The sequence below is a fragment of the Bacillota bacterium genome, assembly GCA_023511485.1.
Taxonomy (GTDB): Bacteria; Actinomycetota; Aquicultoria; order Aquicultorales; family Aquicultoraceae; genus CADDYS01.
In genome coordinates this window covers 1-26,788 of record JAIMBH010000009.1, presented here as the reverse complement: position 1 = coordinate 26,788, position 26,788 = coordinate 1, and the positions used below count along the sequence as shown (strand labels likewise).

At 44.0% G+C, this 26,788-nt stretch carries 31 protein-coding genes; 10 read left to right on the top strand and 21 right to left on the bottom strand.

All coding sequences use genetic code 11. The features are described from left to right. Nucleotides 1–126 precede the first annotated feature (126 nt). Both K6T91_04270 and K6T91_04265 read right to left on the bottom strand, forming a co-directional pair. Nucleotides 127–804, bottom strand: a complete 678-nt coding sequence (locus tag K6T91_04270; GenBank protein MCL6472008.1) for a hypothetical protein — start codon at nt 802–804, stop codon at nt 127–129. A 19-nt stretch (nt 805–823) separates the two neighbouring features. Further along, nucleotides 824–1,789, bottom strand: a complete 966-nt coding sequence (locus tag K6T91_04265) for a cytochrome c biogenesis protein (GenBank protein ID MCL6472007.1) — start codon at nt 1,787–1,789, stop codon at nt 824–826. Between the two features lie 192 nt (nt 1,790–1,981). Between K6T91_04265 and K6T91_04260 the strand changes: the two genes are divergently transcribed. Beyond that, entirely contained in the window at nt 1,982–2,356 is a 375-nt protein-coding gene (locus K6T91_04260) for an STAS domain-containing protein (GenBank protein MCL6472006.1), read from the top strand. 138 nt (nt 2,357–2,494) lie between these two features. Further along, entirely contained in the window at nt 2,495–2,920 is a 426-nt protein-coding gene (locus K6T91_04255) for a peptidylprolyl isomerase (GenBank protein ID MCL6472005.1), read from the top strand. A 120-nt stretch (nt 2,921–3,040) separates the two neighbouring features. Here K6T91_04255 and K6T91_04250 read toward each other — a convergent pair whose 3' ends face one another. The 4 genes from K6T91_04250 to K6T91_04235 form a co-directional block, all read right to left on the bottom strand. Then, nucleotides 3,041–3,154 (bottom strand): hypothetical protein, encoded by a 114-nt coding sequence (locus tag K6T91_04250; GenBank protein ID MCL6472004.1) that lies wholly within the window; start codon nt 3,152–3,154, stop codon nt 3,041–3,043. 9 nt (nt 3,155–3,163) lie between these two features. After that, entirely contained in the window at nt 3,164–3,538 is a 375-nt protein-coding gene (locus K6T91_04245) for a DsrE/DsrF/DrsH-like family protein (GenBank protein ID MCL6472003.1), read from the bottom strand. A gap of 291 nt (nt 3,539–3,829) precedes the next feature. After that, nucleotides 3,830–4,366 carry an orotate phosphoribosyltransferase gene (gene pyrE, locus K6T91_04240; GenBank protein MCL6472002.1) on the bottom strand — a complete coding sequence of 179 codons (537 nt, stop codon included), beginning with the start codon at nt 4,364–4,366 and terminating at the stop codon, nt 3,830–3,832. A 200-nt stretch (nt 4,367–4,566) separates the two neighbouring features. Next, nucleotides 4,567–5,349 carry a carbonic anhydrase gene (locus K6T91_04235; GenBank protein ID MCL6472001.1) on the bottom strand — a complete coding sequence of 261 codons (783 nt, stop codon included), beginning with the start codon at nt 5,347–5,349 and terminating at the stop codon, nt 4,567–4,569. 230 nt (nt 5,350–5,579) lie between these two features. Here K6T91_04235 and K6T91_04230 point away from each other — a divergent pair, with 230 nt between their 5' ends. Beyond that, nucleotides 5,580–5,777: a hypothetical protein gene (locus K6T91_04230; protein ID MCL6472000.1), complete on the top strand. Its 198-nt coding sequence runs from the start codon at nt 5,580–5,582 to the stop codon at nt 5,775–5,777. A 231-nt stretch (nt 5,778–6,008) separates the two neighbouring features. Here K6T91_04230 and K6T91_04225 read toward each other — a convergent pair whose 3' ends face one another. Then, a complete protein-coding gene (locus K6T91_04225) occupies nt 6,009–7,745 on the bottom strand; it encodes a hypothetical protein (GenBank protein ID MCL6471999.1) in 1,737 nt (578 codons plus the stop codon). 238 nt (nt 7,746–7,983) lie between these two features. Between K6T91_04225 and K6T91_04220 the strand changes: the two genes are divergently transcribed. Further along, nucleotides 7,984–8,733, top strand: a complete 750-nt coding sequence (locus K6T91_04220; GenBank protein ID MCL6471998.1) for a response regulator transcription factor — start codon at nt 7,984–7,986, stop codon at nt 8,731–8,733. 2 nt (nt 8,734–8,735) lie between these two features. On the opposite strand, the gene K6T91_04215 is transcribed toward K6T91_04220, so the two are convergent. Continuing rightward, nucleotides 8,736–9,656 carry a DUF362 domain-containing protein gene (locus K6T91_04215; protein MCL6471997.1) on the bottom strand — a complete coding sequence of 307 codons (921 nt, stop codon included), beginning with the start codon at nt 9,654–9,656 and terminating at the stop codon, nt 8,736–8,738. Between the two features lie 325 nt (nt 9,657–9,981). After that, nucleotides 9,982–10,494: a hypothetical protein gene (locus tag K6T91_04210; GenBank protein ID MCL6471996.1), complete on the bottom strand. Its 513-nt coding sequence runs from the start codon at nt 10,492–10,494 to the stop codon at nt 9,982–9,984. A gap of 568 nt (nt 10,495–11,062) precedes the next feature. Between K6T91_04210 and K6T91_04205 the strand changes: the two genes are divergently transcribed. Next, nucleotides 11,063–11,317: a hypothetical protein gene (locus tag K6T91_04205; protein MCL6471995.1), complete on the top strand. Its 255-nt coding sequence runs from the start codon at nt 11,063–11,065 to the stop codon at nt 11,315–11,317. A gap of 5 nt (nt 11,318–11,322) precedes the next feature. Here the strand turns inward: K6T91_04205 and K6T91_04200 are convergent, their stop codons facing one another. Then, complete coding sequence (locus K6T91_04200) at nt 11,323–11,598, bottom strand: hypothetical protein (GenBank protein MCL6471994.1); 276 nt, start codon at nt 11,596–11,598, stop codon at nt 11,323–11,325. An 87-nt stretch (nt 11,599–11,685) separates the two neighbouring features. Continuing rightward, nucleotides 11,686–12,264 carry a Fe-Mn family superoxide dismutase gene (locus K6T91_04195; protein ID MCL6471993.1) on the bottom strand — a complete coding sequence of 193 codons (579 nt, stop codon included), beginning with the start codon at nt 12,262–12,264 and terminating at the stop codon, nt 11,686–11,688. 209 nt (nt 12,265–12,473) lie between these two features. On the opposite strand from K6T91_04195, the gene K6T91_04190 reads away from it, so the two are divergent. Continuing rightward, nucleotides 12,474–14,258: a SpoIIE family protein phosphatase gene (locus tag K6T91_04190; GenBank protein ID MCL6471992.1), complete on the top strand. Its 1,785-nt coding sequence runs from the start codon at nt 12,474–12,476 to the stop codon at nt 14,256–14,258. A gap of 5 nt (nt 14,259–14,263) precedes the next feature. Continuing rightward, nucleotides 14,264–16,006, top strand: a complete 1,743-nt coding sequence (locus tag K6T91_04185; GenBank protein MCL6471991.1) for an NAD+ synthase — start codon at nt 14,264–14,266, stop codon at nt 16,004–16,006. A gap of 115 nt (nt 16,007–16,121) precedes the next feature. On the opposite strand, the gene K6T91_04180 is transcribed toward K6T91_04185, so the two are convergent. After that, nucleotides 16,122–16,613, bottom strand: coding sequence for a metallophosphatase family protein (locus tag K6T91_04180; protein ID MCL6471990.1), 492 nt, complete (start codon nt 16,611–16,613; stop codon nt 16,122–16,124). Between the two features lie 46 nt (nt 16,614–16,659). Further along, nucleotides 16,660–16,962: a hypothetical protein gene (locus K6T91_04175; protein ID MCL6471989.1), complete on the bottom strand. Its 303-nt coding sequence runs from the start codon at nt 16,960–16,962 to the stop codon at nt 16,660–16,662. 355 nt (nt 16,963–17,317) lie between these two features. Between K6T91_04175 and K6T91_04170 the strand changes: the two genes are divergently transcribed. Further along, nucleotides 17,318–17,659: a hypothetical protein gene (locus tag K6T91_04170; protein ID MCL6471988.1), complete on the top strand. Its 342-nt coding sequence runs from the start codon at nt 17,318–17,320 to the stop codon at nt 17,657–17,659. 59 nt (nt 17,660–17,718) lie between these two features. Here K6T91_04170 and K6T91_04165 read toward each other — a convergent pair whose 3' ends face one another. The 5 genes from K6T91_04165 to K6T91_04145 all read right to left on the bottom strand — a co-directional run bounded on the left by K6T91_04165 (nt 17,719) and on the right by K6T91_04145 (nt 21,492). Then, on the bottom strand, nt 17,719–18,354 hold the full coding sequence (locus K6T91_04165; GenBank protein ID MCL6471987.1) for a signal peptidase I: 636 nt from the start codon (nt 18,352–18,354) through the stop codon (nt 17,719–17,721). A 23-nt stretch (nt 18,355–18,377) separates the two neighbouring features. Next, on the bottom strand, nt 18,378–18,902 hold the full coding sequence (locus K6T91_04160; protein ID MCL6471986.1) for a hypothetical protein: 525 nt from the start codon (nt 18,900–18,902) through the stop codon (nt 18,378–18,380). 158 nt (nt 18,903–19,060) lie between these two features. Beyond that, entirely contained in the window at nt 19,061–19,708 is a 648-nt protein-coding gene (locus K6T91_04155) for an HAD family phosphatase (GenBank protein MCL6471985.1), read from the bottom strand. Nucleotides 19,709–19,845: 137 nt separating this feature from the next. Then, complete coding sequence (locus K6T91_04150) at nt 19,846–20,784, bottom strand: ADP-ribosylglycohydrolase family protein (GenBank protein MCL6471984.1); 939 nt, start codon at nt 20,782–20,784, stop codon at nt 19,846–19,848. 219 nt (nt 20,785–21,003) lie between these two features. Further along, nucleotides 21,004–21,492, bottom strand: a complete 489-nt coding sequence (locus tag K6T91_04145) for a hypothetical protein (protein MCL6471983.1) — start codon at nt 21,490–21,492, stop codon at nt 21,004–21,006. Nucleotides 21,493–21,666: 174 nt separating this feature from the next. Between K6T91_04145 and K6T91_04140 the strand changes: the two genes are divergently transcribed. Then, complete coding sequence (locus K6T91_04140; protein MCL6471982.1) at nt 21,667–22,104, top strand: CBS domain-containing protein; 438 nt, start codon at nt 21,667–21,669, stop codon at nt 22,102–22,104. A 246-nt stretch (nt 22,105–22,350) separates the two neighbouring features. Here the strand turns inward: K6T91_04140 and K6T91_04135 are convergent, their stop codons facing one another. The 3 genes from K6T91_04135 to K6T91_04125 form a co-directional block, all read right to left on the bottom strand. After that, nucleotides 22,351–23,619 carry a glutamate-5-semialdehyde dehydrogenase gene (locus tag K6T91_04135; protein ID MCL6471981.1) on the bottom strand — a complete coding sequence of 423 codons (1,269 nt, stop codon included), beginning with the start codon at nt 23,617–23,619 and terminating at the stop codon, nt 22,351–22,353. Between the two features lie 13 nt (nt 23,620–23,632). After that, nucleotides 23,633–24,751 (bottom strand): glutamate 5-kinase, encoded by a 1,119-nt coding sequence (gene proB / locus K6T91_04130; protein MCL6471980.1) that lies wholly within the window; start codon nt 24,749–24,751, stop codon nt 23,633–23,635. Nucleotides 24,752–24,972: 221 nt separating this feature from the next. Next, nucleotides 24,973–26,102 (bottom strand): IS3 family transposase gene (locus tag K6T91_04125; protein ID MCL6471979.1). Its coding sequence is split into 2 segments (ribosomal slippage): nt 24,973–25,844 and nt 25,844–26,102, totalling 1,131 coding nucleotides; the frame shifts between segments, so codons are not numbered across the junction. Nucleotides 26,103–26,297: 195 nt separating this feature from the next. Here K6T91_04125 and K6T91_04120 point away from each other — a divergent pair. Beyond that, nucleotides 26,298–26,788, top strand: a 491-nt coding sequence (locus K6T91_04120) for a hypothetical protein (protein ID MCL6471978.1), incomplete at its 3' end; no start/stop codon positions are given.

Below are 26,788 nucleotides of genomic sequence, written 5' to 3'. Positions count from 1 at the left end.
CAAGATACGTTAATTTTGCCCCAGGATTCACCCCAGGATTCATATTGAGGTGCTTTAGCATAAAAGAAGTCAACCGTCCGAATTGATACTTGCGACTGCACACCATCGACCGCAATTTCCGTAATTCTATAATGGCCAGCGATTAACTGTACCCGTTCCCTCGGTTGCACCTGATGCTATCCGCTCCCCACGCAACTTCTTTGCGGTAGATGATAGCTCCCTTGAATAAAAAGATAATACGAGGCCAAGGATGACCAGAACCGTTGAAAACCAAAAGACATTTAAGTGTGCCTGTGGATCTCTAATTGCGACTAAATCAAAACCAAAGATGACAAAACCGAGGTGAAGAAGTGCGGACCCTAGCTGGGCTATGACTCCGTCCCTCTCAAATACTAAACTTCCCGATTTTATTACAACCATTATTGCGGTGGCAGTTTGAACAACTGCCGATATAAATAGCAAAAAACCAAGGCCTACAACAAGACCCCACTGGATGCCAACAGCAGCATCAATGGCCAGAAGTATCAGGCTAAACTGCAGTAAATACCCTCTTGGAACAAATCTCTTTGGTATGCACATGCAAAGCAGGATTACGAGCGCCACCGCAAATGGATAAGCGTACGAGTTCATGCGCTTCAGATAATCCACATAAAGCCAGCCGGTATTCCAGCCAGGGTCCTTAATCGAGTTAATCCAGCTTTCAACCGTGCCGTAGATGAAAATCGCTGAAAGTACAACCAGTATCACTATGGTTGCGATGGCCAGTATATAATCATAAGTCCCAGGTTTTTCTATTTTAAGCATACCTCACCTGTCTGTTCGTTTATCCATATGAGTGAACGCCTGGTATAACATAGGTAGTTATGTATGTCAATACAAGCGTGAGAAAACATAACATTCCAAGGACTGCAGTCGCATTCCACATCCCCCGCCTATGCAGGTGAAGCCTGGAGTGAAGATAAGCTGTATAAAACATCCACATTATGATCGACATATTGATTTTGGGCGACCACCACCAGGGCTCATTTGCCCAGGCTGTTAACGCCCACGGATAGCTAACGAGCATACCCAGCGTAAGAATAAGATAGCCTAACTTGGCGTAGCTATAAGCTATCCGATCGTATAACTCTTCCCTCTTGATAAGCATAAACACAGATGCAAGAAATGAGACAATAAGGGCAGCGTAGGAGATAAAAAGAAGTGGCGGGTGTATCCACATATAAGCCGAGTTGTAATAATACTCAACCCTTCCATAAAAACTCTGAAAGTTTTGCACCTGTATGTTGACATCTCCACTTCCCATAGCCGCCTGGTAATTTAAGATCTCCTTGAAGAGACCTGGCAATGGAGAAGAAAAAGGGCTAGATGACAGCATAGTAAGAAAAATAAAGGCACTAAATGCTATGTTCAGCCACCGTGAGAACAGACCCTCTTTATATCGCCTGTAAACAGCGTATGAGAACAAGCCTAAGAATATAGCCCAGAAGTAGAGTTTTTCGTTCTCGATCCACAACGGAGCCCTTAACCTGCCCATTACAACCCTGTTTAGAGGGTCAACCAGTTCGACCCCCATAAAGATTTTGTAGTGGTACCAGGAAAGAAATAAAAAACCAAGCAGCAATATGAAGATGTTTGCAGCGAGAACCTGGCCGGTAAATTTACTTTTTACTATACTTAGAATAACCAGAAGAGATGCCAAAGAAAGCAAAGCAATCAAGAAGTAGATATGTACACCCTGTATGAGTTCCCTGGCTTGAAAAACTTCACCGTTGATCAATAGTTGCCTCACAAAAGATACCGGCTGCCTGCCCAGGCTTTAAACTTGCTTTAGAACTGTATCTTAAAACCTGAACCTCAGCCCAATCTCCAAACCTGGTTAATGAACATTCTATCAATAGCCGGCTTAAATAAGAAGTCGCAAGCATCAAAATCTAAATGTGTACACCGACATAATTTGGGATAAATTAAAACGTGGTGCGATATGGCCGGTGAAGAAAAGCAGGTGCGACTAAGCATTGATATAGGAACAATAAACGGCATTCCGTTAATTATCCTTAAGGGTGAATGCGATGGCTTTACTGCACCCTTCACCCACGGAGCTGTAGGTGCCTTGATTGATGCTGGATACAAACGTATTATAATAGATATAAAGCATCTTGAGTTTATTGATGTTGCGGGCTTTCATGCACTTGATAATTGCTGCATAAAAATGGCGGAGGCAGGGGGTGAAATTCTTCTTGTTAACCCCGTTGAAAAAATCAAGAACATATACGATGTCCTGCGGGTGCGTGAAAGCTGCAAGATGCTCAAAAGTATAGATGAAGCTATGGCACGATTGAAAGCACACCCTGCTTAAAACAACTGTGACCTGCGATCTATCGTCATTATAGCCATGGTTAAAAAAGACACAAATCGGTATAAAATATTTGTCATGCAGGTCCGACTGAACCCTGACTGACAGCAATGCCGATTTCACGAGTAGAAAGGATTTCTCATGTCAATTAAAGATGGCTCAGTTGTAACACTAGATTATAAAGTTTATGTCAATAACCAGCTAATAGACCAGACGGAACCAAACGAGCCACTCATTTACGTCCAGGGCTCAGGTCAAGTTATTCCGGGTTTGGAAAAAGGTGTAGAGGGGCTAGATAAAGGTGCCAAAAAAGAATTGGTTATTCAGCCTGAGGATGCTTACGGAGATTACGTCGAAGACAAAGTGCTTCATGTTCCAAAGGAAGACTTGCCACCAGATATTGAGCCACAAATAGGAATGCAACTACAGGCAATGAGCCAGGATGGCAACACGTATATCGGAGTAGTTAAGGACGTAAAGCCCGACTACGTTGATATCGACTTCAATCATCCCATGGCAGGCAAAACTCTTAAAATTGACGTTGAAGTCATAGACGTCCAAGATTAGGATCGTAATTTAAAACCGGTGCCGGGAATATTTTGTACGTTGCCCGGCACCGGTTTCCCGGCTGGATTATCTGAAAAATTATTCTGCAAAGTTACTCAAAGTTACTATATTTGGGTTCCCTTAAATAAACCAGTTAATCTGTGATTCCAAGGCAGCGGCAATTGCCATTGAAGCACCAGCAGCTGGCTCCATCCCATCGATTAAATCCTCATGCTTTAATCCAAAAGCATCCATTGTCATTTGTCAGGGGATGAATTTAACACCGGATAGCATAGCCATCTCAATCAGGCTATCAAGGCTTGCAACCTTCTCTTTCTTAAAGATCTGCCTCATCATCCAGGTTCCCATGCCACCCATATTCATCTGGGAAATCTTGAGCCTATCTGTTGATCCCCTTTTCATGAACCCCATCATCTTGGTCATCCAGTCTTTGCCTGTGATGCCCAGGTTTTTCTTCTTAAAAGCCAAGAGCCCCCAGAAGGTGACAAATACGGTGACCTCCACATCGTAAGCTGCTGCGGTAGTCGCTAAAATTAATTGGGGATAGACCTTGTCTAAATCGTCACTCCAGGCAATGATAGTTGCTTTTTTGGGCATAGTCGTAGTCGCTTCGCTCAACACTAACCTCCTAAAAATCTAAGGATTGCCACCGTTATTAGTTGCCATACATTTAATTTATATAGTTATCGGCGAGTATGCGATCCTTCTAAACTGGTAACCGCCTTTTGTTTGCTCTAATTCATGCATGTCAGATAGCCCCTCTGACATGCTCATACTATACGGGGTATATTATACACCAATTATGCCGACAAGGAAAGTATATGAGCCAAACCCTTTTTAAAACTTCTTTTAACTACTCAATTGGTTTATTGAAAACGTTAGTTGAGAGAAAAGATAGTTGATGGATATCTAGATACCGAGATCGGCAGGGTTGAATAAGACCTCAAGCTTATAGCCCTTGCTCCTTATCATGTCGCTTCCACCCTGCTGCCTATCTACAAGACATATGGCTTTTAATACCCGATGGCCTTCAGATTCGGCGGCTTCTATAGCCTCAAGTACAGAACCGCCTTTAGTGATTACATCATCGACAATGACAACTTTCGAGTTAGAAGCGATAGGGCCTTCTATGCGTTTCATCATGCCGTGCGCCTTCTGTCCTTTTCTTACAATAAATGCTGAAACAGGATTTCCCTTCTCGTAACTTCGCACTGCTATTGCAGCTGCTATCGGATCTGCACCGAGCGTCAGCCCCCCCACTGCATCGGCATCCTCTAGCATATCCGATAGCACCTCACCTACTAAAAACGCACCTTTTGCATCCAAAGTCACTCTTCTGCAATCAATATAATAATTGCTTTTCTCGCCTGAGGAGAGCGTGACCTCGCCAAAAACTAGCGCCTTTTCTTTTAATATCTGAAGCAAATCGTCTTTGTAATTACCCATGACAACCTCCAGCTTTTTGCTTCACCTAGTTTAACATATTATAGTCTATTTGTTGGCTCTGTATACCTGAGAACTGAAAGCCGAAAATCTATCGAATAAAAATCTATCGAATTGTTGAAGATAGCTCAGATAAAAGACCTAGGGCGGGAAGTACTTAAACCACCCGCCCGATAATCGTAAAATAACAATTATAACCTAACCTATTCAGCTGAGCCGCTATCTATAAATTCGACCTTTCCTGTCTTAAGATCGTACTTGGCTCCAACAACCTTAAGTTTCCCGCTTTCTGACATCTCTTTGACTATCGAACTATGCGCCTTAATGTCCTTAATAACAGCCTTAACATTTTCAGTAACCGCTGCTTCGATAATTGCATCTTCCTCTTTTTCTTTAGACTTAGCAATATCAACCGAAGGCTTGATCTTCTCAGCGATTGCTGCGATGTTTGGTGGGATATCACCGCCCTCTACAGTAGCTTTTACGGCACCGCAACCGCTGTGGCCCATAACAATCAGCAGCGGTACGTGTAGGTGCTCTACAGCATACTCAATACTTCCAAGCGCTACTGTATCTGCAACATTGCCTGCAACCCGGATAACAAATAAGTCCCCAAGTCCCTCGTCGAAAACTATTTCCGGCGGGACACGGGAATCGGAACAGCTTAGGATTATAGCAAAGGGCTTCTGCCCCTCCACTAGCTCCGCCCGCCTACTGGACCCAACATCCTTTGACGCCAGCCTATCTTCCGCAAACCTTTTATTTCCATCTTCTAGTAATTTTAAGGCCTCACTTCCCGACTTAACAACTTCGGGTCTTTTAAGCTCAACCATCTCAGCCCCACCGGCACCTTCCTTTACGCCTTCTGTGCTCTTGCTGACCTCAACCTTAGTCGAACAACCAGCTACGGCAATCGAGATAGCGATTAGCGCTACCAGGATAATAATGATAATCGATTTCCTGAACTCACCCAGGTTTCCCAGCATAAACACCTCCAATTAAATTGTAACTTTTTAACCTCTCTTTAAGCCCTCCGGTTGCAGAATGAAAGCAATGATAACATTTTAGCAATAGCCCTGCCACATCTTCTACCCCTATCGCCAGATTGTTTTCATTCCGCTACCTCTAATAAAGCATCTATTTAGCGGCTTTACCGAGCAAATTTTGTGATTTGTCTAAAACATTTTATGGAAATAAGCTATAGAGGTGATTTTTTATGGCTGAGGAAAGAGACCATATTTTACCCGACACCGAAGAAGATACAGAGACAGGTAAAAGACGGGGCCATTTGATGCGAAAAGAAGAGGAGCACGCTGAGGCCGAAGAACGACCCGTTTATCCGATTACGTCTCCTGAGATAACGCCAGAGCAGATACGACACAGAAAGATAAGGAAGAAAAAGAAATCCGATTGATATTAACTCTCCAGTTTACCCTTAGGTATGTATAATCTTTACCGGATATATGACCTTATGATAGTGTTTACCAGCGCTTTTTGGCCATTAGGTTTATGTTTAGCTTTACTGTTTAAGATGTTACCGCTTAATTTTAATCTATAGATTAAAATTTGCTACCTTGTAGACCATATGCCTTTATTTGCGCCTTAAAGGGCTGCGCACCGAGCTTACGAGCTCAAATGTTTCATTTTAGAGCTTAAAGCTTGCAACCATCTTATCCAGCTCATCAGACATGCTTGCCAATGTTTGAACTTTAGCAGCAATCTCCTGCACTGAGGCGGCCTGTTCTTCTGAAGTAGCCGAAACCTCCTCGGCGGATGCGGCACTTTCCTCAGCTGACGCAGCAATCGAACTCACCGCATTAACCAGGCTTCCTGTTGACGAGGCGACTTCCTCAGCTGACGCAGAATTCTCCTGGCTGATTGCGGCAATCTGGTCAATTGCCTGCGAGACTTGATTGCTCGCAAAGGCCATTTGCTCGGCACTCTCAGACACGCTGGCTATCTGCATAATCACCTGTCTAATTGAGGCCATCATCTCCTCAATAGCAGTTCCGGCATGGTGTGCAAGCTCAGAGCCAGCCTCAACTTCAGAAGTACCTCTCTGCATAGCCTCCACAGCCTGCATTGTCTCGTCCTGAATTCCTTTTATAAGCTCTGCTATCTCACCTGTTGCACGGGCACTTCTTTCAGCTAGTTTTCTTACCTCATCTGCAACTACTGCAAATCCTTTACCGTGCTCTCCTGCTCTTGCTGCCTCTATCGCAGCATTAAGAGCAAGTAGATTGGTCTGCTCTGCTATGTCATCTATTACTTCTATGATCTCACCGATTTGTTTTGACTTCTCTCCAAGGGTCTGTATTTTGTTGGCACTGTCTAAGACAGTGTCTTTAATCCTTTGCATGCCGGTTACAGTCTCCCCAACAGCAGATTTTCCTCTCTCGGCAGTGGTTGAGGTCGAATCAACAACCTCAGCCACCATGTGTGAACTCTCTGATACCTTGTTGATCGACTCTATTAGCTGGTTAACACTGGCTGCAGTATCGGCTACGCTAGTTGCCTGAGTTTGCGCACCAACTGCAACCTGATTAATAATATTTGAGATCTGTCCTACCAGGCTCTCGACCTCGCTGGCGTTTCTGCTTTGCTCGCCGGCACCTGCCGCAACCTGCCCGATAGTTGTGGTAATTTGCGATGTCGCCTGGCTTATCTCGTTAGCATTGTTTAAAAGCTCCTGGCTTGACAATGCAAGACTTCGTGACATTTCTCCCAATTTGCTAAACGATTCCCGAAGCGGGACAATGATAACGCGCTGAATCAGAAAAGCGACTATAATTACAATAATGGCAGTTAATATAACCGAGAGCGTTATAGTGCGGACTAAATTTGATACAGAGTCCTGAACGTCTTGCGAAGCTTTTTTCTCGCTACTGTCTACTCTTTTCTCCATAGCATCAAGAGTAGACATATATTCATTTTGAGCCGATATGGCTTTAGGAATAAGCGTTAAGACATAATCTTTATTGGTATAGTTATCTAGAATCGGTTTTACTTCTGCCATGTATGCAGTTCGCTTGGCCTCTATATCGGCGATGGACTCGGCATCGACGCCACTTTTTTTCATCTCACCAATAAGCCTATCCATCTCACTATTTAGCCTGTTTAGTTCTTCAAGCCTGCTGTTATCCATCATATACAGCATTTGATATACGCTTATGCGATAGTTTTGGAAGGTATACCTCAGCTCGTCCAGGTTTTGCATAACTCTTGCATTGTTTTGGAAATTTTTAGTGCGGCTACCTACCGACATAACGCCGATTACAGTTGCGCTGCCCTCTATTAATATAGGAATTAATGTCAGAGCAACGGCACCCATAATTAAGTGACCCATCTTCATTGAGCGAACCTTTTCAAAAAACCGATTCATATAATCCTCCTGGTATAATATTCGATCATAAGATAGTAAAAAGCCAAGATTTGAAGTACCTGGGCTGCTTAAGAAATTTTTTAAACCTGTTGCTTTGTTTTTCGACAAATAGCTAACACAACTTTATATTTGAGCTGCAAAATTGCTTTCTTAAAGCTTATGCTTTCACTCAATAGGATGATTTGTTGCTTGATTTCTGTTACCCTAGAGTAGGCGGATAACTGGCAAGGAGAGTGGCATGATCCGAGTTGCACTCGTAACAAAAGCTGACCTTATTATCCATGGTTTGCGGGAAATACTTTCAAAAACTGCTGATATTTCCCTGGTTGGCATTACCGGCGACCTTGTCGGGTGTAAGGCGTTAGCCCTGCAAAAATCGCCAAATGTGGTGATCATCGATGCCCAATCAATCGAACCGCCCCAGATAAATCAAATAAAGCAGGTCGTGGACGATTTCAGACCCCTCACCGCAAGTATTAACTTTATCTCGATAACCGATTGGAGCAACAAGAACCGTTTTGATTTTGCCCGTCAGCTTGGTATCAAGGGACATTGCCTAAAAACGATCAGCAGTAGCGATATGGTCGAAGCTATAAGAACAGTAGCTCGTGGCGAAACTTATATTCACAGCCACTATATGAAGCAGATTCATAGCACGGGCAACGGTTATGTCTTAAATAGCCTTGGTGCGCGCCAGCAGGAAATACTTAACCTCCTGCTGCTTGGCCATACAAACCGTGAAATAGCAGATATCCTCTATCTTAGTCCCGAAACGGTGAAATCCCATATAAAAGTTATATTAAGAAAACTCAAGGTCAGAGACAGAACCCAGGCTGTCTCGCTGGTACTGCGCGAAATGATGAACGCTATGGCACTTGAGAACCAAAACTCCGGCGCAAGTTACCCGATAACCAACTACCTGCCTCCACAAAAAGAAGACCATGCTGAGGGCACCTATGAGGAAAAGCTCTGTAATCACGTTAATTAATTCTATGCGCTTTTTGGCCGCTCTTCAGGTTCTTTAGGTATTTCTAAAAAATCTTTCAAGACGTCCACATCGTCAAAGTTCCTGCAGATCAATTCGATATCGGCTCCCGATTTCGCACCCAAGCCGATCTCTACGCCGTGGCGAAGCACAGGCTGGCTCCATACGCTAACATTTTCAATCCGCTCGGTCGTACCCAGATATTTAAGGATTGATAATCCTACGGCATCCGCAGCCGTTATATTAGCCGTCGCCACCATAAGATTCGCATTAATAGTATCCCCATGAAAAGGCCCTCCTGTAACCATCGCCCATGTCCCATCAAGCAGTACGAAATCAGCAGGTCGTGCAAGGTTAAGCTCGGCTATCCTTTTGTAAAATAGGTCGCGAGCCGACATATGGAGCGAATATCGGCTGCGGTGATCAACGACACCCATCCAGTTCTTTAGAGCCATCGAATAGCCCGCAAGAAAATGCGTTTTCACAACGCATTGCGATATTACATAATCTGCGTTTAGAAGCACCTCAGAAACTTTGAATTGGTGCCAATGTTTGGCCCCAGGTGGAGCCACCTCAACCCAGACCCCCTCTTCGAAACCAACCACATCAGCCCCAGCTTCTTGTGCCGCCTGGTAAATACCAAGGTCCCGCATGGAATCGACAGTCGGCAGATAGCTTGCATTTGAGGCATCGCCTACGATAATCTGTCTTGGCTTATACTGTTTAACATAATTAACAAGCGCAACTACAGTTTCAGGATTAGACGTCGCCGGGAAAGGGTCGTTTGAGTTTACGTTTGGTTTAATAAGAACAACCATGCCCGGCTCAAGCCCAGTAAGCCCACCAGCAAGTTCAATGGTTTGCTCAATCCCTCTATCGACAAATTCTGTTTTTACTAATGCCACTCTTGCATATTTACTTTCCATAACCCAAACCTCCATTTAGGCACCGAAAAGTACCGAAAATTAGACCGACCTCTAACCTGGTTGAAAACTGAAAGACCCCTGATTATTAACTATAACAAGGAACTAAGTCTACTTGTTAAAATCGTAGCTAGTTTTTAGTTCTTAGTGCTTAGTATCCCGTTTTAGAAGTCTGGTTTTAAGTTTCAAGTAAGTGTTTGCACAAATGCAGCAAATATTAAACTGGTAGATTGCGCATAAAAGGACATTAAAACAAAAAAAGGACGAAAATATCCTTTTTTAACCTTATTGCTTAGCGAGATCACCGATCCAGCTATTTCTTAGTACTTCACTTTTTGCATTCCTCTGCGGTTTTAACCTCGATATTTTCTTGTACTGTCACAATTTTACCGCTCCCGGCAGGATCAGTTGCCGTTACCGTTATAGGATATGTGCCTAAGGATACCGATGGATCTACCGTCCAGCTCCACGATACAAGACCGTTTGCGTCAGCTACTTTTTCAGTCAGAGCTTTCTCCTCATTAGAGCCGCCTTTATATCCGGCCTTTATATTGCAAACCGCTCCAGGCTTAGTTTTTACAAAAACAGTTGTTGGAGTTCCGCCAGGGCTTACAGGAGAAGTAACCGATATTATGGTAACAAAGAGCTCATTTTCCGCAGGCTTATTTGCCCTCACATTTTTGGATTCCAACTCGCTTACAATGTCCTGCTGGGGTTTATTAGCTCTTTGGCCTTCCGCATTTCCAGACAGGCCATCGCTTTGCCTGTCGCATGCTGTTATCGTAAAGATCGATATGACAACAACACTTACCGTCAGCAATATTTTTGTTTTAGCGCTCAACCTAACAACCTTTCCTTACGAATCAGTACCGGTTTAACCATTTATGGTTAGATGCGTTAAACACCTTAACTTTCGCACCTTCCCAGAGCTTAACTGGGATACGGCCTTAGCACTGCTAAATCGGCGATGTTTTCCGTTTTACCCCTAGAGGTATTTTAAATATTAGAACATTTCAAAAGCCTTGTCGATAATAAACCGGGTGTTAATGTTTTAAGTTATGGTTGATAGTTTATCCTTCACAGCCCTCCCACAACCTAAAGACCAATTGCGCTGGCTCAAAATCACAGATAAAGCAGAAAAAAATATTTTTGACTATTTGAGAATGCATCTCATATAGTTTGTTTACCTGCGGCATCTATATGTTAAAGCGTACAGTTTTCCTTAAAGAGAACCTAGGCCATAGGTACAGAAAACTCAACCTGCACTTTATAGTTAGCGATATTCCAATTCTCTCCTATTTTTGCGCGGCAGCCTTTCTTACTTTATGCGTTTAGGTCAAATGATGGTATGGGGAAAATTTAAGAAGAGATATGAGATATAACGCAAAAATGATTTGGAGGGATTTAAATTGCCAGAGCGATATGATCTGAGAAATATGCAGTATGGACCGGACCCTATGAAGTTTTTCGAGGATACTTTCAATAGGATATCAGATGAACTAAGCCCTGGACAGGAAGCAACAGTCGTTGTAGATCCGGAGAACATGAATGAGCCTGTAAACCAGGTAGCCGGTCTTGCTGAAACAGCCGGCCTCTCCGTTTTGGCAACACGGGAAATTGCATCCGACGAGGCAATTATAGAAGTGAAAAAGCATGCAGCGTAAAGGCTTTACGCCTTTACGCCTGCCTTGGCTTCGTCTTCTTCAAAGTTTTGAACAAACTGGCCGATTTGGACACCAAGATAAATGCATTTGACCCCATTAATGCATTCGTCTGCATCCTTTTTCTCAAGATGTGTGGTTAGTTTGTGTTCTCCTTTCCTCAGACCAACAACCCAAGCATTTTTCTCGTCGCTGAATTCCAGATCTAAATCAAGCCCATGCTCAGTAATCTCCGGGTACATCTGCACTAGTTTTTCAGCCAGGGATTCTTTTGTGTATTTCATGGCAGCCTCCTCCCTTCTTTGTAGGGACTCTTCCCAACTCTTAAAGCCTACAATTCTATTAGGATATATACCCTAAATGCAAATAACTTAATCAAGCCTTTTCTCTACAGCCTGCCAGTTAATATTTTTAAAGAACACATCGATATAATCCGGCCTCTTGACGCCGTAATCGACCATATATGCGTGCTCAAATACATCCATAATAAGTATCGGCCTGCAACCGGCAGGATGCCCCATATCATGCTCGTTTATCCAGAAATTTATAAGTTTTCCTGTTGCGCTATCCTGGTAAAGAACAGCCCAGCCTATGCCTCTCATAGCGCCAATCGCCCGAAACTCCTTCTCCCAGGCTTCATAGCTTCCGAAATCTTCGGCCAGTTTCCTGGCGAGCTTGCCATCCCTATCAATTTCACCCTGCCCGCCAAGATTTTCAAAATAGTATTCGTGAAGCCTCATGCCGTTGAATTCCCATCCAAATCTTCGCTTTAGCTCGGCAAACTCTGGCGTTGCAACCTCTCCACTAGACAGCATTTTTGAAAACATATCTAGTAACTTATTTGTGTTAGCTACATATCCCTGATAAAGAGTAAAGTGATTATTAAGTAGCGTATCGCTAAATCCTTCCATGCCTAAAAGTCTGCTGTAATCCTTCGCCTCATAAATCATATAATTGTCCTCCTTCTTAAGCCTTGCAAGCTACTTCTTAATTATACTTAAATATATACCTTTCTTTATAGCTTCCTAAACAAGAGCTTGTTAGCGGGCTTGCGTTAGCGGCGGGATTTAATAATCCCGTGCTTAAACGGGTATAACTGCTTTGGAATATTTTTAAAACTGTATTAAACCGTAGCGATAATTCTTTAAGAGGTAGAGATATGGAACCAGCCCCACGACAGCCCTGGGAGCGCCAGCTTAAGATGGCAGACCTGCGGCAGCTAAGAAAAGACCTGCATACGCTGCTCTCAATTCTAATAGATATTTCTTCCGAGCTTAATCTTGATGAGCTGCTTCATAAGATTATCCACCATGCAACCGAACTGTGCGATGGAGATGCCGGTACCATCGCACTCGTTGATGGAACAGGTTCGGTTATCAAGCGTTACCCATACAGAGCCCCAGAAATCTTAGCCAGGCTTGAGACCCCGCTGGGCCAGGGTGCGCTCTACGAGGCCATTGAGAAACGAAGGACCATTATAGTTGATGACTATTCGCTCTACCCCAGACGAATAGAAAGCTTTGTCAAGGCTGGCGTCAAGTCATTGATAGTAACACCTATCATGCGCAAAGGCAAGATTACAGGTGTAATTGAGATTCTCAACGTGGCACCGAACAAATACTTCACAAGATACCAGGCCGGGCTGTTAGAAGCCGTAGCTGGGCAGGCGGCTGTAGCAATCGAAAACGCGGAGTATTATGAAGAGCTTAGGAAATCAAGTGAGGAAATAAAAAAGCGAAGCAAAGACCTTGACGCCCTTTTAAAGGTAGCCCTGGATATAACTGCCGGCCTGAATCTCAACGATTTAATGTATCGAATCGCCAGGAACGCAACAGAGTTGACCGAAGCGGATGCCGCTGCGGTCGGCCTCCTTGATGAGAGCAAGAACATAGTCACCTATCCTTTTATCTATAACCTACCTGAAGTCATCGCAAAGGTCGATGTGCCGGTTAATGGTACAATGACTGGCATTGCAATTCAGCGAAAAGAGCCGTTTATTATCGAAGATTATCAACAATTTTCCGGTAGGCTTGAGGTTTTCGCTAACGTTGGGCTGCGGGCTATAGCCATAACGCCCCTTTTGTTAAGGGGCCGAGTCATTGGAACATTATGGGTTTCAACCAGAGACCCGCAAAAGAAGTTTAATGAGCGAGACCTCACAATCCTCCAAGGTATAGGGCGTCAGGCTGCAGTAGCTATCGAGAACTCAAGGCTCTACGAAGCTCAGAGACATATATCTGAGTCGCTTCAAAGGCGCATGCTTCCGCAACATATACCGCCAATACCGAACATAGAAGTAGGGGTTAGATATTTCTCTGCAACTGAAGAAGCATTGGTGGGAGGCGATTTCTACGACTTGTACGAGGTTAACGGCAGATATGCATTTGTAATAGGAGATGTTTCCGGCAAGGGTATAGAGGCGGCAACATCGACTTCGGTACTTAAATCCATACTGCGCGCCTACTTATACCAAAACTTTTCTCCCGCACACGCCTTAACCCAAGCAAATGATTTTATTGATCGACAAGAAGAAAGAGCCAGCTTCATTACTATATTTTGCGCTACCTATGACCCCAAGACCGGAATAATTACCTTTGTTAATGCCGGTCACCCGTATCCTTGCCTTCTTAACCAGATCGAAAAAACGTGCGCGGTTCTGTCAACGCATGACCCCGCAATCGGAATCATATCCAAATATAGCTACAGGGAAAAAACTATACCCATGCACGCCGGAAACCTGTTTGTTGCTTATACCGACGGCGTTATTGAAGCGCGCTCAGGCAAAGAGTTTTTCGGTGAGGAAAGGCTTGTTAAGACTTTGCTTGAGAATCTTGATGAACCTGCGCAAGAGATTGCTGACACCATAATCAACGCGGTACTTAGTTTTACACATGGTAAGCTCTCAGATGACGTAGCGCTTTTGGTAATAAGAAGGGTTGCTTGAGATGAATGGCAAAGACGGTCCGGATTGCATTAGCACAGATTAACACTACAGTCGGTGACCTTCAAGGCAATGCAGAAAAAATAGCAAAACAAACAGAGCTGGCAAGAGAAACCGGGGTGCAGTTAATTGCATTCCCTGAGCTTTCACTCTGCGGCTATCCACCTGAAGACCTCCTGCTAAAACCTAGATTTATTGAAGCTACCAGGGAGACATTGCAATCGCTACTGCCAATATCGGATAGAATAATCGTAATTATCGGTTACCCCAATATGGTAAACGACCTCTATAACGCAGCCGCCGTGATGTATAACAGCAGAATCATAGGTATTTACCATAAGATGTTTCTACCAAACTATGGCGTATTTGATGAGTTTCGCTACTTTCAACGAGGCGCTGAAGTATCTATCTTTAAAGCGGACGGATTTACTTTTGGCGTAAATATTTGCGAAGACATATGGTTTGTAGAGGGGCCGACGATTAACCAAGCTCAGGAACCAGGCTGTCAGCTTATTGTAAATATTTCAAGCTCTCCTTACAGCTTCAAAAAAGGGCTCCTTCGTGAAAAAATGGTCGGTATGCGCGCATACGATAACCAGGTCTATATCGCATATGTAAATCTAGTGGGAGGACAGGATGAGCTAGTTTTTGATGGGCAAAGCCTCGTTGCTGCTCCCGATGGCAATATCATTGCCAGAGGCCATCAATTTAAAGAAGATCTCTTAATTATCGACCTTGACTTATCCCAGGTATCTTTAAAACATCTATTTGACCCCAAGCGGAGGCAAAGGGCGCGCGCGCCTGAAGACCAGAAGGTCGTTAAATACAAGATAGAGGATTTTAGAATCAAGCTGGCTGCAGAAAAGTTGGGGGCAACCATCCACCCTGCTCTAGAGCCCATGGCTGAAATATATGAGGCTCTTAAAATCGGGCTTCGAGATTACGTGCACAAGAACGGTTTTAAGCAGGTTGTCTTGGGCTTAAGCGGAGGCATAGACTCATCTCTTACCGCCGCAATCTGCGTTGATGCTCTAGGGGCCGAAAATGTAACCGGCGTCGCAATGCCATCTCGCTACTCATCCAAAGCAAGCATTGAAGACGCTAAGATGCTTGCGGATAACCTTGGGATAAGACTGCTTAACATACCTATCGAACCGGTATTTACGGCAATGAAGTCGACAATGGCAGCTGTTTTCGATGGTTTGCCTGAAGATGTAACTGAAGAGAATATGCAATCAAGGATCAGGGGCATTATCCTTATGTCCCTTTCAAATAAATTCAAATGGCTCGTGATTGCAACCGGCAATAAAAGTGAAATCGCAGTTGGCTACACAACACTTTATGGGGATATGGTCGGAGGATTTGCAGTTCTCAAAGACATTCTTAAAACAACTGTATATGAACTTGCCCGGTATAGAAATCAGATTGCCGGATGGCCTGTTATACCAGAGCGTGTCTTAACTAAAGAGCCATCCGCCGAGCTTCGGCCGGGACAGAAGGATGTAGATACGCTTCCTCCCTATCCGATACTTGATCAGATACTTCGCGGTTATGTGGAATCTGAAAAGAGTATGGGAGATCTGATCGCCGAAGGATTGCCAGAAAATTACGTAAAGTGGACTGTTGCCAAAGTTGACCAAAACGAATACAAGCGCCGTCAGGGACCGATCGGTATAAAAATAAGTCCACGTGCCTTTGGCAAAGACCGCCGCATGCCTATTACAAATGCTTTCAGAGAAGAAATTTACTAGCTGGTTTCTATCCCAGCGCAAAAATCAAGTTACTTAAATTACCCATCACCAGGCGAAAGTTAGTATTTCTTTCTGCGATACTATTAAACTGCAGCACAGGCAAACCGCGGCACTCTCAAATATCGATAATCTCTGCCCGAAGCTTGTCGTCTGCATATAAAAACGCCAGTGTGTTGCGATCGGCAAACCTGGTATCGGTCGGGCTCCCTGGGTTTAGCATTAAAACGCCGTCTTGTACGCCTAAGTAGGGTTGGTGAGAGTGTCCGAAGATGATGGCATCAACGGCATCTAACTGAAAGAGATCGAAAACCCGTTCCCTTAACCCCGTAGCGGGCCCCGAACCGTGAGTGAGCCCTACTTTGAAGGAGTCAAATTCGAAGACCATCTTTTGCGGAAGTGTTTGCGCTACATCGTATTGATCCATATTTCCCGAAACAGCATAGGTAGGCTTAAGGTCGTTAAGGGAGTTAATAAGGGCTCTTGAAACTAAATCCCCGGCGTGGATAATGATATCGGCTTCACTTACGTAAGGCTTAATTATGCTGATAAGTTTGCTTATTTCGCTTCCCGAGCGAACATGAGTATCCGATATGACCAGAGCTTTCATATAGTTGCTTCGCGTAATTTTATAAATCTAAGCTTGCATGAATAGATTACTGGGCATGCGTTTCAAACTGCCAGCAGCCTATCTGAAGCCTAATACTATTATCTGATTTACTAAGGGTTAAATGGTATTCGCTTGATACTTCATACGGCACAAGGTAGAGCAATATGCGCATTAGCTCGGTTTGGCTGCCAACGTACACCACTCTCTCCCTTTCCTTAATATTATAATTACCAATCCCAAGCTCGCCAAGTATCTTCTTAACTTTGTTTAAACTCCAGCAACTCGGGGTTTCCTCATCCGGAAAACTAAACTTATTTATTAAACTTTTAAAGCTGGCCGTCGTGGACACTAACCCTCCCACCTCCATTTTTAAACACCTTCACCAGTCCAAAGGGCATAGCCTAATAAAATTTGCCAATGAGCTGTTTACGCCTGATTCTAATCTAGCAATAAAACTAGTATGTTCGAATAAATAATTGGCCAGCGTGCTTTTCCTGTAGTAAACGGATACTTTCTCGAAGTAGACGGCATAGCTGGCCATTAATCGCCTATATTTCCAATCAATTGCCAAACCCTGTGCCTAAATATCTTTTAACCATATTGAACATGGTAAAGCTTTATTAGTTTAAATGCACTTTAGTTATACAGCGAAATTGCCGATAAAAAAGTAAGTTTGATAATTTACGATTTTAGGATTGGCAGGCATGGATAAGCACGAATTCTTAAAAACTTGGGAAAATTACAGCGGTTTACGGCTGATCGGCGATGAGCGTGAGAAGTTTCTTGAAGAATGCGGGCTGATCCTCTATCTTGATGATGATATCCTAGAGATGTCGCTTAAAGTCGCAGCTCAGAAGCACAATTTTGACCTGCAGTATATTGAGACCGTTGGCCTTCACCTGCGCCAATACCTGCATAGAGTAAGATATGAAGCCCTTGATGGCGAACGCGTCGATGATGAAGATTCGCAGGCGCCACGCCGCCGCAAATCTACATCACGCAAGAAACGCCATTTAACGCTACTATACGGTGGCGAAGCTGGCTAAGTAATAGGCCTTAGGTAAAAAGATCTAAGCAAGAAGCAAAACCGGCCTAGGGCCGGTTTTTAATTTACGTTGCTGCCTGCGTTTTTAGTGAAACTATGCACAATGCCACCTTTACCTGAGATATCATCTTTGGGTAACATCAAACCCAAACCAGCTTGGTAGGCCAATCTCTCCTTAGCTTTAATTTTATCAACAATGATAAGAAGAATTAAGGCAATCAAGGCTGTATTTAAAAACAGGATTCCCGCCGGAGTTTTTGCAATACTTACCGCCCAACCCATGCCAGGGACGACATAAACCACCTTGCCTACCAACTGGCTCTCACCTATCAGCGATGCATCAAACCGGTTGTTGGCATCGCCTTTTGTTTGAAGAAATATCTTGCCTTTGCTGAAAACCCTATCTACAACTCTATGCGTAACAAGAAGATTTGAAGATCGATCCTCGCAAAAAACAACCACCTCACCAGGTTTAATCTCTGCAATGGTGGCCTTCTTAAAGATAAGAAGTGAACCGGGCGCCATATATGGCCGCATGCTGCTACTTTTTACGATTAAAAGACCGATCTTGCCGGAAAGTATAAGGGCAATAAATATGGAAAAAAACAGCATCAATGCGACTGTGGATACAGCCAACAACCTATCCTTTAGGAAAGCACTGCTCCAGATATGCCTAACATGCCCTAAAAACAGCATTTATCCCTCCATTAAAGCGACAATTAACTGGTTGCAGGTCGCCATTGCTCGGCATCAAATCTAAACTCAGCCGTAGCCGTTGTTTGCGCATCAACATCAGCCTCTTGGGGTATCCAAACCTTAAATCTTATGAGATGACCAAGGCCGTCTTCTCCGCTTTCAACCCCATTCTGCCTTGCAAACCACGTGGTCTCAAGACCGTTTAATTTACCGGTCCAGGTCTCACCCGTCACATCATCCTTGATCTCAACCATTAAAGCATTCCACAACTTAGTGCTTGTTCCAGTCTGCCTTACGGCCCTTATTTTATAGAAGAATTTTGTTGGAGTGCTCGCAAATATATTAACCGCAGCCTCCTGCGCGACGCCTCCTGGCGTTAGTCCGCTGATTTTCATAAAAGGCTGTGGTTCGGTTATTATTTGCAAAGACCCGGTTGATATGGTGTTGCTTGGGTTTTCTGCTTCGGCTGTCATATAGGAGAAAGTTACACCTGTAAGTAAAGTTAGTATGAGCGCTATGCCCAGCGCAATTAGTAAAAATTTCTTCATCTGCCCCTCCTGGTTCAACTGAACTAAAATGAAACTAAAGCGTTAACGCTACAAACTGTAGTTCTAGTTTGCTGGTGCAATTGCACATATGCATATTACACCATATGCGCTATGTGTTCAAGCGTTTGGTGTTATTTTCAGGAGAAAATAATATTCGGCTAGAGGATATCACCTATGTGGTTATAGAGGTCGGCTATATCGCGATAGACCTTGTCTGCGCCGGTTTTTAGCAGCTCCTCCCTTGAATAGCCGCCTGTCAAAACACCCACCGGTATCATTCCGGCCCGTACGGAAGCCAGAATATCGTGCGTGCTGTCTCCTATCGCAACCGATTCATGCGGCTTAACCCCAAGCAACTCTGCACACTTCATAAATATTTCAGGGTCTGGCTTTGAGTGCAGAATATCTTCTGCGGCAATCAGGCCATCAACAAAGCTTTCCACCGACATCAGCCCAACGTAAAACTCCGCATCGTGCCTGGTAGTAGAAGTTGCAAGAGCAATTTTAATTGCCTTGCTGCTTAAAAAACCAAACAACTCCTTTACCATCGGAAATACTTTTATCTCAGAGAAATGCTCTCTAAATATGATTCGCTTCCTGTCGACGATTGAGTCAACATAGCCTTCCTTTTCTCTTGGAAGCAAGGTCTTTGCGATTTCAGTGGCCCTTCTACCCAGCTGTAGCTGGATGTCACTCCGTGCCACAGTAACCCCAAATTCCTTGAAGGCCTTTATCCAGGAATCAATATGGAGTTGATTCGTGTCAATCAGCGTCCCATCGATATCAAATATAAATGCTTTTATCATGCAATCCCCCGGATTAAGTTAATTAAGTTAATTAAGTTAATTAAGTCGCCAGTTACCAGTTTAAATCACTAGTTACCAGTGCCGCGGTTAATATCTCTTATCTGCGGCACTGGTAAACTGCGCACTAAAATAAAGATTTATGAACCGGTTTTTGTTGCAATCTCGTAGATGCGCGTGGCGAGAGCCTCGATTTTTAAAGCATCTTCAACTTCCTCTCTCCATTTTAAGGGTATCCCTTCAAAGCCCAGGTATGCGCCAGATAAAGCTCCTGTAATAGCAGCAATAGTGTCGGTATCATTACCACCTCTTATTGCGCTGTAGATGGCCCCTTCAAAGTTATCAGGCGATGAAATAAAGCAAAAAAATGAGCTTGCAACCGTCTCGACAACATATCCACTAGTCCCAAGCTCACTAAGCGCGTAGTCGGCAAAACTACCCTGCTCAAAAAGCTTTTGGGCCTCCTCCAGACGAAGGAGAACATCTGAGGGCTCAATAAAATCGACTACATCGTAAATTAACTTCGTGCTATCAATGTCATCTTTTACTATGCGGGCAATAGCATAAGCTACCGCAATACTTCCATTAATTGCCTCGTGGTTATTGTGAGTGATTATCGCGTCATTCCTCGCATCTTCTCTTAATCTCGCAATGTTGTTCATATCTAGAAGACCGATTGGGGCGACTCTCATGGCTGTTCCGTTTCCGGCTGCCCAATCGGCCTTAATCCCGCTCTCCTGCCAGGTTGATCCTCTCTCCAGATTGGCCAAACTTTGGCGGGTTATATTTCCGATGCCTCTCAGGTCCCCCGATCTGTACCACTCCAGATACTTTTTTGCAGCCTGCTCAGGATTGAAACCCCCTGATTCCACTATGCTCTCGGCAAGAGCAACCGCCATCTTTGTATCATCGGTCCATCTACCCCGACTCCATTGCCAAAGCTCGTCTAAGAACTCATCCATACTTGCTTTTGACCTCTTTACTGCTTCCGGCGCATACCCTTCCAAACGGGAACCAAGAGCATCGCCTATTGCGAGTCCTAGTAAGCATCCTATAAATCGATCTACAGTGCGTTTCATGAAACCACTTCCAGAGCTAGATAGGGCTATACTACTTTGGGAGATTGTTTTGAATATACCCGAAAAAGATAATTTCGGCGACACATTAAATCGGCCGTTCGTATTCGCATATACAAAAAGGCTGGATAATATTCCAGCCTTACAACTTGCTCACCTATAATATGCTTTGCATGTTCTTAACTTTTAATAAACCAGATAAACTTCCTAAACTTCCGATCGCTAGCTTGCAGAATTGATGTCTCTTACATTATCCGCGTTGCCGCCTGTTCCATGCACAACCCTAAGCGACCTATTTTTGAAACTTTCGACCAGGATACGCTCTATTTTTTCAATACGCTCACTCTGTTCCTCTGTCGGGCCTTGCGTCCTGATGGGAGGCATCGCAGGTTTCGAAGCTTTCTTGGCACTTGCAGCAGGCTTTGCTTCTTCTGAGCCAGCTTCAGGTTTTATCTGTTCGGTTCTGGCCTGAGTCAGTGCCGGCTCAGTTGTGCTCTCTGCTGTAGACCTGCCAATGGTCTTTGTAGCGCCTCCGGCCTCTTGCGCCGTCTTTGACAACTGGGACGATATCATTGTCTGCGGTAGCTGTGACGCCTGCTTTTTATCTTCTTGTTTGCTTGAGTCATCTCTTATAAAGCTTAAAAAGCTTCTTACAAGCACGTAAAGCGCCAGTAAAATTATAATACCAAGTAACAATATCGTGCCGTCCATAAGTTGCCTCCCATAATTTTCCTGATACTTATAATAACGCTAAGCTATTCTTTAATCAAGCTATTTCCGCTTTTTACCTGCAGTTACCTGCGATTATAATCGGCATTTTTCTGTTTTTCGTTAGCAAAAATGGGAATATCCAACTTAAGTTGGCAAACTTGGGAGGTGAATAAAGTGAAGATAAGGGAAATTATGACGCAAAACCCAGAGGCGGCACAGGTCACAGACTCGATTATGGATGTAGCTTCGATGATGCGGGATTTAAACGTAGGCTTTATGCCCATCCTGGACGGCAATACCTTAGTTGGCGTAGTAACCGATCGTGATATTGTCGTGCGCTGTGTTGCTGAAGGTTGCGATATTGAAAATAGTAGTATCGGCGAGATAATGAGTTCTGATTTACATATAGTATCCCCGGATACCGACGTTGAAGAAGCCGAGAATATTATGGAAGAATTCCAGATTAGAAGACTGCCGGTTCTTGACGAGAACGGTATGCTTGTAGGAGTAGTATCGCTTGGCGATATTGCTGTGCGCACAAAGGATTTGGAAAAGGCCGGTGAAATATTGGAGGAAGTTTCTGAACCCAGCCGTCCTGAGATGGCAGCCTAACTAGAAACTAGAGATTAGATTCTAAAGACAAAAAACTAGGTTTACGGGGTTTTGAATGTGGTAACTAAAAATAGGGTGGATAAGCTCCACCCTATTTTTTATTTTTTATTTGGCTTTTTACCCCATTATTCTTTCTTCGCAGCTATTGATTGCCTGTAAGCCCAAATACTAAAAGCAAGTATTATAACCAATATTACCAATGTGGCAATTTGCTCAGCAGTCATTCGATTTTACCTCCGTAAATTTCTAAGCCCTTATCTGACCAGTTCCGTATATAACGTATTTTGTAGATGTCAGTGCTGTCAAGCCCATAGGACCACGAGCATGCAGTTTCTGAGTACTTATGCCTATTTCAGCACCTAAACCAAATTGCCCGCCATCGGTAAACCTCGTGGAAGCGTTTACATAGACTGCAGCCGCATCTACCTCTTCGGTAAACTTCCGGGCTGATTCAAGATCCTCTGTTATTATAGCTTCGGAGTGCATAGTGCCGTATTTGTTTATATGATCAATCGCTTCCTGCACTGAGTCTACCACGCGAATGGCTATCTTAAGCTCAAGATACTCGGTATACCAGTCTTTTTCGGTTGCCGGCTGCGCCTCAGGTACAAACTGGCGTGTTCTCTCATCTCCTATCATTGTTACGCCTTGCGCCTTTAAATCTGCGGCAACCATAGGTAAGAATTTGTCTGCGATAGCGCTGTTAACCAGCAACGTCTCGGCTGCATTGCAGACACTTGGCCGCTGGCATTTCGCGTTTACAACTATTCGTTGGGCCATATCAAGGTCTGCGCTCGCATCAACATAGACATGGCAGTTTCCAGCGCCCGCCCAGAGAACCGGCACAGTTGCATTTGACACCACGGAGTGAATCAGCTCTGGCCCACCTCTTGGGACAAGAAGATCGACATAGTGGTCAAGCCTCATAAGCTCAACAGCGGCTTCCCTGCTCGGATTAGTTATCGCCTGGATAGCATCCTTGGGCAACCCGGCCTCGGCAGCTGCGTTGGATATAACTTCTGTCAAGGCGAGGTTGGAGTGCTGTGCCATTGAGCCACCTCTTAGGATGATAGCGTTTCCGCTCTTAATGCATAGGCTTGCGGCCTCAACTGTTACGTTTGGCCGTGCCTCATAAATAACACCGATTACTCCAAGCGGAACTCTTACCATACGTATATCAAGCCCGTTTGGTGTGCGCCACCCCTTAATGGTCTCACCGACTGGGTCAGTTAGAACCGCGACATCATCAAGGCTTTCGGCCATCTCTTTGATTCGTATCGAGTTAAGCATCAGCCGATCGATAAGAGATGAGCTAATTCCTCTTGCGGTGGCATTCTCCATATCTTTCTCGTTAGCGGCCAATATCATACTAGCATTTGCGATAAGAGCTTCGGCCATGCTAGTTAGCGCATTGTTTTTCTTCTCTGTACTCATCGTCGCCATTACCCGGGCGGCCGATTTAGCCTTTCTACCGATCTCCATTACTTCGGCTTTTATATCTTCAGCCGTAGCCATGTTGTAAGCCTCCTTAACGTAGTATTACTAAACAATCTCTATGAACAACTTCTTCGCTTAAGCTATCGGGATATCTTTTCATTACCTCTGAACTCTTAAGCCCTTTAATTTGGTCAACCTCTTCTGTTGAATAGTTGGTAATTCCTTTCGCAAAGATACGTCCTTGCAAATCCTTTATATCTACGGCATCGCCTGCTTGGAAACTACCCTCACTTACAACGATTCCTGCCGGCAGAAGACTTTTTCCCCTCAATACAAGGGCGTTTACTGCTCCATCATCGACAGTTATGCTACCTGTTGCTGCCTTGCCAAAAGCTATCCAAAGCTTGCGTGCACTTAATTTTTTCTTTCTCGGCGCAAAGAATGTGCCAACTTTTTTCTGTTCCATTATATCCAATAAGACATTTTCCCTTCGCCCATTGGCAATAACCATCGCCACCTGAGCAAATGTCGCAATTCTTGCAGCCTGGATTTTAGTTGCCATACCGCCTGAGCTAAAGTGGCTGCCATTACCACCGGCGATCTTTTCTATGTCAGATGTTATATCTTTTACCTCGTAGATAAGGTTCACTTTGTCCACATACCTTGGGTCGGCGCTGTAGAGGCCGTCTATATCTGATAGCAGGATCAAAAGATCAGCCTTAACGAGATTTGCAACTAATGCAGCTAGCGTATCATTGTCGCCAAACTTGATCTCATCAACAGCTGTTGCGTCGTTCTCATTTATTATTGGTATAATTCCAAGTTTAAGGAGTGTCTTTAAAACATTTCTTGAATTCAAATACTGCTGGCGCTGGACGACATCGTATTGGGTTAGCAATACCTGGCCAACTTTAATGCCGTGAACCTTAAAAATAGTCGCATACTCATGGATCAGCAAGCCCTGTCCAACAGATGCTGCGGCCTGAAGCGAGGGTATATCCCTTGGCCTGGATTTTAAACCAAGACCCTCGACCCCAGCAGCAATTGCACCAGAGGACACTATAATAACCTGGTATCCTTTTGCATAAAGCTTAGCTATCTGATCTACCAGGTTCTTTAGTTGATCATGATCGATCTTACCAGTACTTTTTGTTATGGTGCTCGTCCCAAGCTTAATAACAACACGGCGAGCATTACGGAAGGCACTCAGTCCTTTGCATCAAATATACCTCTTAAGTTATTTTACATATATCTTCGTCCAAATTAGCTAATTTGTTAGCTAAACTATATTCTAGCACTTTTACCAGCAGGTAAATAGCTCTCGACTTCTGCTTTTGTAACTTTGCGCTTAACCATACCAGGCCAACACATTGAGGTGACCGGGTTTCTTTGGACAGATAAAAGCAGTTCTTAAGTGATAAACCGCTCAAGCTAAACCGCTGCCGGTAATTGCTTCAATGTAGCAAAGTAAACCTCATCCGGCGTTAGGTCGTCAAGACCTTGATGCCGACGCCGTTGATTGTAAAGCTCAAAGTATTCCTTAAGTTCTCTTCGTGCTTCAGAAATCGATCCGTATGCTTTAATATACACCTCTTCGTATTTGACGTTTCTCCATAGACGCTCGATAAAGACGTTATCCATCCAGCGCCCTTTGCCATCCATGCTAATCTTTATTCCATTTTCAATTAATATGCTGGTAAAGGCCTCCGATGTAAACTGGCTGCCCTGGTCGGTATTAAATATCTGTGGCGTTCCAAAGCGACTAATAGCTTCTTCAAGTGCTTCTGTGCAAAATGATGCATCAAGTGTATTTGAGAGCCTCCATGAGAGAACTTTTCTACTGGCCCAGTCCATGATGGCCACCAGATAGCAGAACCCCTTTGCCATTGGCAAGTAGGTAATATCTGCGCACCACACGTGGTTAGCCTCGGTGATATCAAGCCCCTTAAGAAGATAGGGGTATACTTTGTGATCTGGATGAGGCTTTGAGAGCCTCGGCTTGGGGTAGAGCGCCTCGATACCCATCTTCTTCATCAACGTGGCTACATGTCCCCGGCCAACTTTAAAGCCCCTGTCCCATAGCTCATTGCGAATTCTTCTGCTGCCGTAAAACGGGTACTTTAAGTGGATCTCATCGATCTCTCTCATGAGTTTTAAATCCCTTTCGCTTACCTCTGCTGGCACATAGTAGATGCTTGATCGTGAGAGCTTAAGGATTTTGCACTGCTTGGTTATGGGTAGCCCGTACTCTTTATCGATCATTTCTTTACGCTCGGGTCTGCTATGCGCCCGAGCGCTGTTGATAAAAAATCGTTCACCATAGTTAACTCGCCGATCTTTGCATGTAGCTCTTTTACGTCTGCTTGTGTCTCTTGGCTTCTGCCATCAGCAAATACTTCTTGTGCATTGTCAAGTAGCTGCTTTTTCCACTTTGTGATTAGGTTTTGGTGGACTTGAAATCTCTGGGAGAGTTCCACTAGTGTTTGCTCGCCTTTAAGTGCCTCAAGAGCCACTTTGGCTTTGAATGCTGCCGTGTGATTTCTTCGTGGTCGTTTTGTCATTTTCTGCTCCTTTAAATTCTTACTTGATCTTCATTTTAGAGCAGATTTATCACTTAAGGGACTGTCCAGTTTTTCCCGGCCAGCTCTCATTTTTCATATAATAAAGATTCTTACAGACCTGAACTCAGAGCTATTCGGTAGAGTTTTTCATAAATTAGTTGCCAAACCACAAAGCCTTACTCGGCAGCTGTTTCGATGGACATCGGGGACATTGGGGACGTTACAGAAAAAAAGAAAAAAAGAGAGGAAGCTATAAAAGAAGTTGAAAAATATTTTGGAACAGACAGCAAACAGGGTATGCTGAGATTTTATGACGCAGAAATCTTATTATTTCCTGTAGCGTCTATAAATGGCACAGTATGGATTATGACAAGAAGCCTGCTTGAAAAATGGTTTAAAAATAATGGTGGGGCAGGAAACGGTGCGGCTGTAGAAATACCTGAAGAGGCAGGGAAAGATGATAAGGCTTATATAATTAAATGGGATAATGGAGAAGTACCCAAACAGCCAATAAACCTTGGATGGCTTTTGTTAGAAGTTGGTGGTGTTACAAATGCTACAAATGGTACAAATATCACAATAGATGAAAACATAAAAAATATTGCCAAAAGAATTGTCATAGTTTCAGACAGGCTGTTTTCTCAAATCATAAACGACAACCTTGAAGTGAGAACATCCGTAAGAAT